Origin of the sequence: Micromonospora sp. H61, assembly GCF_018070325.1 — a bacterium.
GTDB lineage: Bacteria > Actinomycetota > Actinomycetes > Mycobacteriales > Micromonosporaceae > Micromonospora > Micromonospora salmantinae.
Genome location: NZ_JAGPXY010000066.1, coordinates 1 through 12,020, shown reverse-complemented (window position 1 = coordinate 12,020; position 12,020 = coordinate 1). Strand labels below are relative to the sequence as shown.

Annotated in this window: 9 protein-coding genes and 1 pseudogene; 7 read left to right on the top strand and 3 right to left on the bottom strand. The window is 69.6% G+C overall.

What is annotated here, in order from left to right; translation table 11 throughout:
• Nucleotides 1–302 precede the first annotated feature (302 nt).
• Nucleotides 303–746 (bottom strand): hypothetical protein, encoded by a 444-nt coding sequence (locus KBX08_RS25915; protein WP_210785966.1) that lies wholly within the window; start codon nucleotides 744–746, stop codon nucleotides 303–305.
• Between the two features lie 259 nt (nucleotides 747–1,005).
• Here KBX08_RS25915 and KBX08_RS25910 point away from each other — a divergent pair, with 259 nt between their 5' ends.
• The 5 genes from KBX08_RS25910 (at nucleotide 1,006) to KBX08_RS25890 (ending at nucleotide 9,320) form a co-directional block, all read left to right on the top strand.
• Nucleotides 1,006–2,826 (top strand): serine/threonine-protein kinase, encoded by a 1,821-nt coding sequence (locus KBX08_RS25910; protein WP_210785965.1) that lies wholly within the window; start codon nucleotides 1,006–1,008, stop codon nucleotides 2,824–2,826.
• A 30-nt stretch (nucleotides 2,827–2,856) separates the two neighbouring features.
• The gene (locus tag KBX08_RS25905; RefSeq protein ID WP_210785964.1) at nucleotides 2,857–3,228 is read left to right on the top strand and encodes a DUF1330 domain-containing protein; all 372 of its coding nucleotides are present in this window, start codon (nucleotides 2,857–2,859) and stop codon (nucleotides 3,226–3,228) included.
• Between the two features lie 158 nt (nucleotides 3,229–3,386).
• On the top strand, nucleotides 3,387–3,908 hold the full coding sequence (locus KBX08_RS25900; protein ID WP_238688327.1) for a DUF421 domain-containing protein: 522 nt from the start codon (nucleotides 3,387–3,389) through the stop codon (nucleotides 3,906–3,908).
• A gap of 285 nt (nucleotides 3,909–4,193) precedes the next feature.
• Nucleotides 4,194–7,004: a hypothetical protein gene (locus tag KBX08_RS25895; RefSeq protein WP_210785963.1), complete on the top strand. Its 2,811-nt coding sequence runs from the start codon at nucleotides 4,194–4,196 to the stop codon at nucleotides 7,002–7,004.
• Nucleotides 7,005–7,028: 24 nt separating this feature from the next.
• On the top strand, nucleotides 7,029–9,320 hold the full coding sequence (locus KBX08_RS25890) for a M23 family metallopeptidase (RefSeq protein WP_210785962.1): 2,292 nt from the start codon (nucleotides 7,029–7,031) through the stop codon (nucleotides 9,318–9,320).
• 185 nt (nucleotides 9,321–9,505) lie between these two features.
• Here KBX08_RS25890 and KBX08_RS25885 read toward each other — a convergent pair.
• Nucleotides 9,506–9,878: pseudogene (locus KBX08_RS25885) on the bottom strand (transposase); the annotation flags it as partial.
• On the bottom strand, nucleotides 9,875–10,510 hold the full coding sequence (locus tag KBX08_RS25880) for an alpha/beta fold hydrolase (protein ID WP_238688330.1): 636 nt from the start codon (nucleotides 10,508–10,510) through the stop codon (nucleotides 9,875–9,877). The pseudogene KBX08_RS25885 and the gene KBX08_RS25880, both read right to left, overlap by 4 nt.
• A 136-nt stretch (nucleotides 10,511–10,646) precedes the next feature.
• On the opposite strand from KBX08_RS25880, the gene KBX08_RS25875 reads away from it, so the two are divergent.
• The gene (locus tag KBX08_RS25875; protein ID WP_210785961.1) at nucleotides 10,647–11,210 is read left to right on the top strand and encodes a TetR/AcrR family transcriptional regulator; all 564 of its coding nucleotides are present in this window, start codon (nucleotides 10,647–10,649) and stop codon (nucleotides 11,208–11,210) included.
• A gap of 308 nt (nucleotides 11,211–11,518) precedes the next feature.
• Nucleotides 11,519–11,779, top strand: a complete 261-nt coding sequence (locus tag KBX08_RS25870) for a transposase (protein WP_210785960.1) — start codon at nucleotides 11,519–11,521, stop codon at nucleotides 11,777–11,779.
• The last annotated feature ends 241 nt before the right edge of the window (nucleotides 11,780–12,020 follow it).

The window sequence follows — 12,020 nt, the reverse complement described above, 5'->3', positions numbered from 1 at the left end:
CGCGCGCCTCGGCGCAGATCCGGCAGTCCCAAACGCGACGGCGTGGCCGTCGCACACGATCCGCACGACGTACGCGTAGTGGCGCACGCCTTCGGCGCGGCGCGGCTCGGGTTCGCACCGTGGCCGGTGTCTCGGGACAGCACCTGGACGGTGTCGGGCTCGGATCAGGCGAGCGCGCGGAGGCGGTCGGCCGCCCTGCCAGAGCAGCCGGATGACCTCCAACGCCTCCTGAGTCGATCGAGAACGACCCCTTCGTGTCGATCCTGGATCGACACGACCATGCTGTTATTGACACCTCTGCATCAGCCGCGCCGGCGTCCCCAGATCGTCACCTCCTGTGCGGCGAGCGCCCGGCCGCCTTCGAAGGTCCGGTACGGTCCCGCAGGTCCAAGGTGGTAACGGTTGGCAAGGTCGCGGTGGGAGAAGGGGACCACGGTGCCCACCACGGTGACCAACTGCGGCGGAGCGGGCGCGGAGGGGCCTGTTGACAGCACGAGCAGGGTCCCGTCGGTCAGATCCGCGTCGCGGACGATGAACGCGTTGTCGGTGATGACCTGCTCGACGGCGGCGGTCACGGTGAGACGATCACCCACCGCGGCTCGGGCGACCGTGCCCGGCCGGGTCGCCGGCTCGGGATCGGGGCGGGGTGCTGGAGCCGCAGTCGGGTGGCTGCAGCCCACGGCCAGGAGGACCACCGGCGCGAGAGCGGCCAGCGCCTGATGTGTCCGGTCACGCCATCTGTTCATCCGCGGTTCCGCCTCCCTGCCTGTCCTGCCTCGTATCCAACAAGTTCCCTGGGATGTGGCGGTACGACCACGGAACCGTGACGGTCGTATGACAATCCCCGGCGCTTCTGAAAAGACGTGTTGAGCAGGGTTTTGGTCCAGATCAGGTCGGGTAGGGCCGAGCGTCGAGGGAACATCAACGCGGCCCGGACGGACGCAACGGAATTCACCGTCGGGAATTCGCGTCGATGTCGTGCGACGACTGGAGAGACGGGGGCAGATGCGACTCCTGCAGCAGCGCTACCGGCTCGACGAACCGGTCGGCCAGGGTGGCATGGCGGTGGTCTGGCGCGGGTTCGACCTGCGGCTACAGCGTACGGTCGCGGTGAAGATGCTCTCTTCGGAGCTGCTCGACGACCCGGCGGCGCGCGAGCGGTTGCGTGCTGAGGCGCTCGCCGCGGCGAGGTTGGACCACCCGCACATCGCCGGCGTCTTCGACTACGGCGAGCAGCGGCAGCGCCGCAGGCGAGTCCCCTTCCTCGTCATGGAGTTCGTCGATGGCGAGACGCTGGCCGGCCGCCTGCAGCGCTCGGGACCGATGGCGTGGCGCGAAGCCGCGCGGACCGGTGCCGCCGTGGCGGACGCCCTCGCCGCCGCGCACGCCCACGGCCTCGTCCACCGCGACGTCAAACCCGGCAACGTGATGCTCGGTCCACGCGGGGTCAAGGTTGTCGACCTGGGCGTCGCCGCGGGGGTTGGCCAGAACCCCGCCGACTCGGCGGGGCTGATCTGGGGGACACCGGCATACCTGGCCCCGGAACAGGCTGCCGGTGCCACGGCGGCGCCGGCCGGTGACGTCTTCGCCCTGGGTCTGGTGTTGGTCGAGTGCGTCAGCGGGCGAAGCGCCAACGACCTGCGGCGCGGTCGGGGCGGCGACGAGGTTCCGTCCATTCCGGAGATGCCGGCCGGCGTGGCCGATCTGGTGCGCCGTTGCCTGGCCACGGACGTGGACCGCCGGCCGGCGGCTGCCGAGGTGGCGGCCGTGCTCCGCACCGTGGGCGGTACGGACGTGGCGCTGCGGCCGGCGGACCCGGTGGCCGACCTGCCGGCAACCGCCGGATCGACCCGTCAGCTCATCGCTGGTTCGAGTGCCCCGGCCGGCATCGGACGGAAGCCGCCCGTACCTGTCAGGACGCCCGACCGCGCGGGCCACCGCAGGGTTCGTGCCGGGGTTGCCGTCGGTGTGCCGGCGGTTCTGCTCGCCGCCGTCCTCGTCGGTCAACTGCCGGGCCGCAAGGCCGTAGACGATGTCGCGGGTACCGACGTCCCAGCTGCCGGTGCCGGCGGTGTCGCCGATGCCCAGGCCGGAGACTGCGCCACCCGCTATATCGCCTACCACCTGCCGGACGGCACCTTTCGGGCCGATCTGACCGTCACCAACACCGGGGGGGAGTGGCTGCGCGACTGGTCACTGGCATTCGCGCTGCCCCCCGGGCAGCGCCTCGTCACCGACGACACACCCTGGGATCAGGACCGCCGAAGCGTGACCTTCACGCCGGCCACGCAGTTGGCACCCGGTGCCACCCTCGCGGCGGCGCTGCGGGGCACCACCGAGGGCGACAACCTGAGGGCGCCGGCCGGCTTCTCCGTGAACGGCCTTCCGTGCGATCGCGTGGTCAGCCACATCGCGTCACCCGTCGTCACGCCCGGTGCGCCGTCCGCTCCCGGTGCCAGGACGGCGGCACCGGGACGGCGCCCGACCAACGTGGTGACCGCCCCGCGTTCGTCCGCCGCCTCCGAGTCGCCCACGGTTCCGGAGGGCAGCGACACGCCTTCGCCGACACCGGACCCGAGCGTCGGCACACCGTCGCCGGCCACCCCCTCGACGACGGCGCAGCCAGATGTCACCAGCACACCGTCGTCGCCGAGCACCGACCCCTCGCCCAGTACCGACCCCTCACCGAGCACCGGTTCGGCGTCACCACCGGCCGGCGGCGGGCCCACCACCAGCCCTCGACCCGGTGCCTCACCCAGCACGTCGAGCACCGCCGGCACGCCAGCGACCGAGCAGGGCAGTGACCAGCCCTCACCTTCGCACTAGGCTTCCCGCCAGCCGAGGTGAGGAGGCACGATGGCGATCGATCCCAGCGGCAGCGACCTGCGAGACTTCCTGGAGGAGGACCCGCAGGCGCCCGTGGTCATGCTCAACCTGCTGCGGTTCGCCGACGGAGGCCGAAAATCCTATGCGGCCTACGCCGCCGAACTGCGGGACACGTTCCTAGCCCGCTACGGCGGCGAGGTGATCTACGCCGGTGCGGGCGGTCGGGCGCTGGTGGCCGAGGACGGTCAGGCCTGGGACGCCGTCCTGCTGGTCCGGTACCCCAGCCGGCAGGCGTTCTGCGCGATGGTCGCCGACCCGGCCTACCAGCAGGTGACCCGGCTACGCACGGTCGCACTGCAAGAGGCCGTGCTGCAGCCCACGATGCCGTGGTCGCCGTCCTGAGATCAGGTGCCGGGTTACCGCGATGACCGGCCGGCGCGGGCGCCGCTGATTCGCCCTGCGGGCCTGCGCCCGCGCCTGAGGTCGGCCGGGTCTTACGATGTCTCCGCCCGCAGCCAACACCGATGGCCGAACGGTGCGGACACCGCGCTGGGCGGGGTATGACCAGTCCCATGTGGCTCAACGACCCCTCGGATCTGCTCCGTCTCACGCTGATCGCGATACTGACCTATCCGGCCTTGGTGGCGCTCCTGCGCGTCTCCGGCAAACGGACCCTGTCGAAGCTGAACGCCTTCGACCTGGTGGTCACCGTCGCGCTGGGCTCGACCCTGGCGACGATCCTGCTCTCCCGCAGCGTCTCGCTTGTCGAGGGTCTACTGGCTCTGTCGCTGCTGGTGGTGCTCCAGTACGGGGCCGCGTTCCTGGCCGTGCGCTGGCCACCGTCGCAGCGGCTGCTCAAGTCGGCACCCACGATGCTCCTGCGCGACGGCGTCCTGCGACACGACGTACTGCGGCGGATGCGCATCTCGGACAGTGAAGTACGGCAGGCGGCGCGCAGCCAGGGACACGGCGACCTGAGCCGTCTTGCTGCCATCGTCCTGGAGACCGACGGAAGCTTGAGCGTCGTCGGCCGGGAGTCGTGTGGCGACGGGAGCGCCCTGACTGACGTACGCGGGAGGTGAGTCACCCGCGTGCCTCTCCCGACTCCGGGAACGGTGGGAGGAGGTAGCGGTGCGGCGCCTGGCCAAGGTGATCCTCCGCAGGGTCATCCCGTGAGATTGCTCATCCGCCGCTGACCGAATGCCGACCAAGGCCTTCCGCCGGCGCCGGCGTGGATATCTCATGTTGTCGGACCGTTATCGATCATGGACGTCGCTCGGTGGGGAGCCAGCCGCATGGAACAGGTCTTTCGGATGTTATTGGTGCGCAACGCCGAAGCGGCGGATCCCCAGACCGATGCGGTATCGGTGTCGAACACACCGCTGCAGCAGGAGTTGGGCAGCGTCACCGGCGACGAGTCACGCAGCGAGGTCATGGAGCGCGCGAAGGCGTTCGTCGCCAGTAGCCGGTTCGTCGACGACGCCGAGCGGGTAGCCGGCGGACCGAAGCTGCGCGAGCTGCGTACCAGGCTGACGGAGCTGCGGGACCCTACCGAGGAGCAGGTGGAGCAGACCGTACGCGACATGCTCGGTGACGGCTACGCCGAGCAGGTCGGCGCTACGACGTGGCGGGAACGCAAGGAACAGTTGGCCGACAGCGCGCTGGCGCTGAAGCTGCTGTCCACCAGCGATCCGGGTGCGATGGCGGAGTTGGTCGGGTTGCTACGCACGGTGCGCTTCGTCGAAGCCTGGGTAGACCGCAACGGCGCCGACCGGGCGGCGGCCACCCTGCCGATCCTCGACATGCCACTGGTGCTGCCGGTGCTCTCCGGGCTGAAGCTGGCGCCACAGCGGCCGAACTCCACCGCACCTCCGGCACGTGCGGTGCCGCCGCTTGCGGACCTGCAGCAGGTCGGGCGGCAGGGGCAGGTCATCGACAGCGTCGTGCGAGAGCTGACCACTATCGCTCCCCGGTTCTTCCGCACCCAGGACGGCGACCCGCAGGAGCCGGGCGGCGCACGGCTCGACGACGGCCGACCCACGCCGAAAGCTGCCGCGAAGGGCACTGGCATCAGCATCGCGGGCACCCAGGACCGCCCCCGCCTCGGGCTCTCCGACGCCGGCGTCAAGGTGATCAGCGAAGCCAGTCGCCGTTACCTCGGTCAACTGGGGCTGGACCTGTCGCGGGACTCGGTGAGCCAGGTGGTGGCTCGGCTGGACACGGAGAAGGCCGGGTTGGTACGCGACCTGCGCCCCACGGCGGGGAACACCGTACTGGCGCTGGCCGACATGTTCCGTGCCGGGTCGTACGGGCTGGGTGGTGCGTTCCTGTGGCGGTTCCCCGGAGGCGACCGGCAGCCGCTGCCGACCACGCACGGCACGGTACGGCCGATCGGGGAGGGTGAGTTGCTGGTGGTGCGGCAACAGCTCACCGGATACGAGCCTGGCGAGGTCGCCCACATCGAGAACGTGCTGCGAGGTGAGAACAAGCAGCGCACCCACCGGCGTCGCGAGGTCACCGAGGAGATCTTCGTGACCGAGCGCGAAATCGAGCGGGAGGAGGAGCGCGACCTGGAGACCACCGAGCGCTTCGAGCTCAGCCACGAGGCGTCCGAGGTGCTCAAGGAGGAGGCGGAGGTCGAGGGCGGGCTGCGGATCCGCGCCCAGGTCAGCCCCGCCGTGCTGATCGAGGCGAACGCACGGGCGGCGTACACCAACGCCCGCGAGAGCTCCCGGAAGAAGGCCAGCGAGTACGCCCGTGAGGTGGTCGACAAGTCGGTGACCAGGCTCGCCGAGCGAATCCGTACCCAGGAGACGCTGCGGGTGACCCGCGAGGTGGAGGAGATCAACGACCACAGCGTCGACAACGTCGACGGGGACGGCCACGTGGTCGGTGTCTATCAGTGGGTGGACAAGTGGTACGAAGCCCAACTGTTCCGCTATGGCGCTCGCACCATGTACGACTTCGTGATTCCGGAGCCGGCGATGTTCCTCACCGGTGCGCTGGAGGAGGACGCCACCCGGGAAGTGGGGCGACCGCGACCGGAGCCGTTCCCACTCGACGCCAGCCAGCTCACCGAAGCCGACTACCTCTACTGGGCGAACAAGTACCACGCCACCGGCGTTCAGCCGCCGCCGCGGTTCGAGGAGACCCGCTCGGTGACGTTCTCCTCGGGCGGAGGCGGCGGTGAGGCCGGCGACATGTCGCAGCGCCAGGACCTGCCCATCCCCGAGGGGTACAACGCGGTGCAGGCCCACGTCACCGCGGGCTTCTCCGGATCCCAGATCTACATCTCCGTGGGGCGCAAGGTGTTCCTGTACGAGTCGCACTCCGGTCTGCGGTCGACGAACCTCGACCTGGAGGAAGGCACGATCCCGATCACGATGGTCGCCAACGAAACACCGCTGTTCGCGGTCAGCATCGAGGTGGTCTGCCGGCGCACGGAGCGGGCGATGCTGGACTGGCAGATCCGTACCCACGCCGAGATCAAGCAGGCGTACCTGGAGCAGCAGGCGCGGTTCGACGAGGCGACGGCCCGTGCGGCGGCCAACCACGGGGTGGTCATCGACGGCCGCAACCCGGGGGCCAACCGGGCGTTGGAGCTCACCGAGCTGAAGAAGGCGTGCATCTCGGTGCTGACGCACCAGCACTTCGACGCCTTCGGCGCGGTGGAGACCGGTGCGATGGGGGTGCCGCAGGTGGACGTGACGGTGGTCGAGGAGCAGGGCAACTACATCCGGTTCTTCGAACACGCCTTCGAGTGGCAGCTGATGAGTTTCCTGTTCTACCCGTACTTCTGGGGCCGGAAGAGCACCTGGCTCGACCGGGTGCGGTACGACAACAGCGACCCGGAGTTCGCCGAGTTCGTACGCTCTGGTGCCGCCCGGGTGCTGCTGCCGGTTCGGGAGGGGTTCGAGACATCGGTGGAGCACTTCATGCGCACCGGACAGGTGTGGCAGGGCGGGCCGCCACCGGAGATCACCGACCCCGAGTACCTGCCGATCGTCAAGGAGATCCAGGAACGTACCGGCGCACCGGGCGACGAGGTGCCGGAGGGGGCGCCCTGGCGCGTACGTGTGCCGACCCGACTGGTCCGACTGCGCCCGGAAGGCGGGCTACCAAGCTGGGCCAAGCATGACGACGGCACCTGGCGGCCGGACGAATCGGACCCCCGGTGACGGGGCCGGCGGCTCGGCTCCAGCATGGACGGTAACGAGGACTTCGGACGGTTCCTGGAACTGCTGCTGGCCGACAGCATCGCCGCCGGCTGGTTCGATCCGGACGCGGCGGGCTCATCGGCGTCACTGACCGGTGAGGTGATCCCGTCGTACCGCATCACCCTGCCCCCGGCGGGTGAGGACGGCGGCGGTGACCCGCCCGACGGTGGTGGTGCCGACGGCGGGAGCGAGTCGTCTCCGCTGCGGCAGGCGTTGGCGGCGGTGCTCGCCGACGGCGGCACCGCCACGCTGGGGCGCGCCAGCTCACCTACGGTGCGTGCGCTACTGGACCCCACGGCCCGCGACGAGGTGCGGCGTACGGTGAGCGCCGTCGTCACCGCGACGGACGCGTACCGAAGCGAGCTGGACGTTGCCGTACCAGCCGACGCGCCGCACGACATGGTGCTCGCGGCGCTGCTGTCGCTGCTGCACGGACCGGCGTGGGGTGCCGCCCAGACCCGGCTGCACGCGCTGCTTGCCTGGTATGAGCGGACGATCGCACTCAGCGTGGTGATCACCGTCGAACGGTTGGGCCGCCGCGACTCGGAGCCAGCCATGTTTCGCGACCTGACCAGGGCGGTACGGCTGGGCCGCAACCGGCTCAGCACCCAAATACGCGCCCTCGTCGACGCCACCGTCCACGTGCCGCACACCCACCAGGCGCTGGTGGAACGGCAACTCACCATGCTCGCCGGCCGGCGGGCCGACTGGCAGCGGCGACAACTGGTGGCGCAGTTGGCCGGGGTGGCACCACCGATGCCGGCCGACCTGGAGGCGTACCGGCGGCTGCGGGTGTTGACCCGCCGCCGGACCGACCTGGAGGCGGTGCTGAGCGCCGACCGGGCGGAACGGGAGCGGCTGCGCCGACAAGCCGGTTCCTCCGCGGAGACCCGCGAGACCCGATCCGCTAGCAGGGCCCAGCTGCGGGTGCTCTGGCCCCAGATTCAGGAGCAACAGCAGGAGCTCGCGACGACGAGCCGCGAGATCGCCAGCCTCCGCCGGACGCTCAGCGGCGCGACGATGAGCCGGATCGCCGCGTACCAGGACGCCGAACGCCGCGGAATCCGGGACGGCGAGGCCCGCCAGGAACGCGACGCCCTGCTGCAGCGCATGGACCAGGAACTCACGTCGTTGACGAGCCATCGGCTGTCGGTCGCCGACGAGACCGGCCGCTGGCAGCGGTACGAGCTGCTGCTGGAGCGGCTGCTGAAGAACAGTCACAACCTCGGGCTGGAACTGTTCATGGACTCGTTCCTGAAGGTCAGCTCGTCGGCGGAGCGGCGCCGCGACATCGGGATCTCCGCACACACCACCGGCCAGGTGCAGTGGCTGAGCTACCCCGGCCACGGCGACAACGCCGTCGACTGGAACTGCCACGCCGGCCTGCCGCTACTGCTCTCCGCCCCGCAGGAGTTCCAGCTTCCCGAGCGGTTCCGCGCCACCCCGGACGATGCGGCGGCGTACCGCCTGGCGGGGGGAAGCGCGGTGGTCGAGGCGCGCGCGTCCGACGACATCCAGGACATCTTCGGCAAGATCGCGTACGGCCTGCTCGGCCGGCAGGGATCGCAGGAGACGGAGCTGGGGGCGCTGCTGCGCGCGCACGGCGACGACGAGATCGCCCCGGCCGAAGTGCTCACCCGTTCGTCCAGTGGCAGCGAGGTGTCCCGGCTACTTACCGGATTGGTCGCCCGCAACCTCACCCCGATCGACAACGCCGCAGCCTTCAACGCGCTGCGCGCGGGGATCGTCCGGGACCTGGAAGCCGGTGTGGTGCGTGCCCGTGGCCTGCCGGTGGGGACGGTGCTGTTCCGCCGGGATCGGCTGCACGCCGACTCGGGCGCGTTCGGGCTGGGTCGCATCGTCACCCCCCACATCACAGTGGGCGAGCTGCTCACCTCGGTACGGGAGTTACTCTCCAGCGACAGCAGCTCCGCGTACGACACCGAACGGCGCAGGTTGGTCAACCGGATCTGGCAACTGCTGCTGTGGCTGCGCTCGGCCGGCGCCGACGACCACCGGCGCGCGGCCTCGGTGTCGGTGGGCCACACCTACCGCGGCAGCACGCCCGACGACCTGACAGTACGGGTCTACTACTCCCACATGTATGACATCGCCGTGCGCTCCGGCACTCAGGTCAGTGTCGGCGACCAGCTCGGGCTCACCGGCTCCACCGGCAACGCGGTCAACTCGCACGTACACATCGAGATCTTCCTCTCCCGGGGCGGCAGCCAGCTCGGCGCCTGCCTGCCTCACGAGTTCTTCCCGCTCACGTCCTAGCTGGGGCTGACAGTCCGGGCCCACAGGCGGATCGGCTTGCTATCCGCCGATCGGGATGGCGTTTCCAGCGCATCGTCCATCGGGTTCTGCCTGCTCCGGTGGGGTCCAGGGACCGGGTCACCAGATACAGGCACTTCAACGCGGCCAGCTCGTTCGGGAAGTGGCCGCGGGCCTTGGCCGCCCGCCCCCGACAACCGGCGCTGCCGCTTCCTGACGATCTGGGGCTCGAAGGTGCCAACCGCGGTCGCGTGGCACATCGATCTGCACCGGGCCTGTGCTGTCGGTCAGCACCGTCTTCGACCGGCTGCCGTTGCGAATGTTGCCCGACCCGGCGCCTGCCTGGTCGTGCTTCTCATAGCCGAGGTGCTCGGTCATCTCCTCGTTCAACGCGGTTTCCAGGACCGTCTTGGTCAACTGCTTGAGCAGCCCACCCGGACCGGTCAAGGACAACCCTTGTTCCTTGGCCACGCGGACCAGCTCGGCGGGCCCTTGTCGGCCGCGTCGCAGAGCGTCGTCGACGATCGCGTCGAACAGTTCACTCTTCAATGTGCGGCTCACAGTCTCAGCAGCAGGTCGCGGACTGCGAAGGGCTGAGACAGGAACGGGTGGTGGCCCGCGTCGAGCTCGACGACATGGCCGGCCCGGCGAGCGAACTCGCGCTGCAATCGGACCGGGGTGCCTGCGTCTCGGGTGCACACGAGGTACGTCGAGGGCACGTCCTTCCATGCGGCAGCCCCGACCGGCTCCCCGATCACCTGCACGCTCTGACGGGCGAGATGATCAGCCGCCTGGGACTGGGCGTCATCGTCGCAGTCCTGCAGGAATGTGCCCACAAGCAGCTCGGGGCGGACTCCGAACGTCCCGGCGTTGGTGTCGATGTCGAGGAATGGTGCGGGGGTGCCGTCGCCGAAGTCTGACAAGCTCTGCCCAACCTCAGGCAGGTAGCTGGAGATCAGCAGCAGGTGGCGCACCGTTCCAACGTCCGCGGCCGCCGCCGCCGTCACGATGCCGCCATAGCTGTGAGCGACCACGATGGTCGGCTCGTCGCTGTCCTGCAGCACCTGCCGCACGGCGCCGACGTCTTCGGTCAACCCCGGGCCACCGGCGCCTCCCGGCGCGCCGGCCTCTCCGCAACTCGGGAGCGCCGGGGCCACGCTCGCCATCCCCCGCTCCTCCAGCAATCCGGTCATGCGGTGCCACCACCACCAGCCGTCCCGCACGCACGCCCCGTGCACGAATACGACCCTCATCGCCACCTCCGCGTTCACTATGACTGCCGTCCCACCAACAGTAGACGTATCGACAGTTACGTGAAAAAGTGTGCCGGTGGGACGGCGACCTCAACCCGAGATCAAGAAGCGGCTGCTCGACGCGTGCACCGACTACGCGCTCGAGCACGGCCTGCCCGACAGGCTCGAACCACTGGCCTCCGCCGCAGGCACCTCCACCCGCATGCTGATCTATCATTTCGGCACCCGCGACGTTCTCCTGCGCGCCGTTCTTGAGCACGCGCGGCAACGCCAGCTCGCCACTTTCGGTGACCTGCTGCGCGTACGACCCGATCAGCCCTACACCGCCACGCTGGCGAACGCCTGGAGGTTCATAACCGGTCCCGAAGGGCAGCCTTACTTGGGAATGTTCGGGCAGTGGCGGGAAAGCGCCGCGCAGCAACTATTGCCCGATTTTCGCCGGATGGCGACGACTAACTGGCTCGGGCCGCTCGAAAAAGGCTTGAGCAGCATCGATCGGCCAGAGCTCGCTACCCTCGTCCTCGCGGTCATTCGCGGTCTCCTCATGGACCTCGATGCCACTGCCGACAGCACCCGAACAGATAGGGCGTTCTCCGGTTTCCTCAGCACACTCGATCAACAGATCGTCCCCAACCGTTGATCCGTACCCAGTTAGGGACACCAACCCGTACGCCGACAGAGGGCTAGCAGAACCCCCGAGTCGGGATTTCGGGCGGAGGTGCAAGCCCAGCCGGCCATGGCCCGCAGCGACAAGTTGGTCGACATCGTCGTCGACCACGGTCAGCACAGCTGACCGGCCCCGCAGCAGTCAGGGCCGAGGCCCGGTTAACCGAGCACGTCCGGCAAATCCAGTCCACCGCAAAGGCGTCAAGGACCGTCAGCGCATGCAACGCCTCATCGCCCGGCACGACCCACACGTCTTCCCCGGCGTCGCGGAGCACGGCGCTGATGTCGCCGAGCGCGTTCACCAGGGTGGTCCTCGATCAGGCCCACCAACGCCTGCAGGCACCGGTAGTGCAGATCTGGGACAACCTGAACACCCACGTCAGCCACCGCATGCACGCCCTGATAGCCGCCCGACCGTGGCTGACCGTGATCTGGTTACCCGCCTACGCGCCGGACCTCAACCCCACCGAATGCGTCTGGCGCTGGATGAAACGCGGCCTGACCGTCGAGACAGCCCGAACCCTGGCGTTTCAACCTCTGTAGCTGGCTGAGGAGTTTTACCGTTGCCGGCGCCCACCTCACGACAGGGTGCCCCCCGCGCTGTGGCTCACGGGCTGACTGGTGGCCGTCGGTCCGGTGACACGCCCACTCGCCGGTCCACATTGCGAGGTCGCCTACCCAGCGCTCGGGTGTTCTGCCGGGACTTGGCCGCCCACGTCGTTTGCGTTCTTTGACGCGAAGTCGTTCGCCGCCGCCCAGGTCATGAGTCGGGGGCGGCCCGGGG